This window comes from Streptomyces africanus (assembly GCF_002150735.1).
Taxonomy (GTDB): domain Bacteria; phylum Actinomycetota; class Actinomycetes; order Streptomycetales; family Streptomycetaceae; genus Streptomyces; species Streptomyces africanus.
The window spans coordinates 2287-2933 of record NZ_MUKA01000623.1; the positions used below are offsets into that span (position 1 = coordinate 2287).

The 647-nt window shown below is 75.6% G+C and carries 1 protein-coding gene; it reads right to left on the minus strand.

The annotated features are described in order from the left end of the window. On the minus strand, positions 1-599 hold a 599-nt coding region (locus CCL05_RS46915; protein WP_244204615.1), incomplete at its 3' end, for an inositol-3-phosphate synthase. Between the last annotated feature and the right edge of the window lie 48 nt (positions 600-647).

The window sequence follows — 647 nt, forward strand, 5'->3', positions numbered from 1 at the left end:
GGCAGGCCGCTCCGTTCGGCCTCGCGGGCGGCGAGGGGGTGGTGCATGCCCTCGGAGGGGGTGAAGTTGACGTAGGGGCAGCCCGCGCGCAGGGCCGCCAGCGCGTAGAGGGTGCTGGGCGGCAGCGGGGCGTCGGGCCCCTGGGGGGCGGGTTCGGTGGAGGCGACGTTCACCACGACGGCCCGCTCCAGGTCATGGCGGTGTACGAAGTCGCGGATGTCGTCGGCGAAGGCCTCGATCAGCTCGGCTTCGCTCCGGGTGTCGCCCGGGGCGGGACCGCCAGGCCTGATCTCCCGGTCGGCGGCGGCGAGTTCCGCGGCGAGCGCGGTGGCCACGCCCGGCGGGAGGACGCCGCCGGCGGTCAGGGTCTCGGCGCGTTTGGGCAGGGGGCAGTCGACGGTGTCGTGGCCGCCGAAGACGAGGCCGGACAGCGCGGGCAGACCGCTGTCGGTGAACGCCGGTGTCTCGGTCACCATGCCGGTGGGCGGGTGCAGTCCCGCGACGACGGCGGCGCACCCCGTGACGACGGTGGTGGCGACGGAGCCGCGGGCTCCGATCAGCCACACCCCCACACGCGGTCGGGAGAGGGACGCGGACATGGGCAGCCTCCTGATCGTGCGCGAACCCGGGGGGGGAGGGACGGGAGA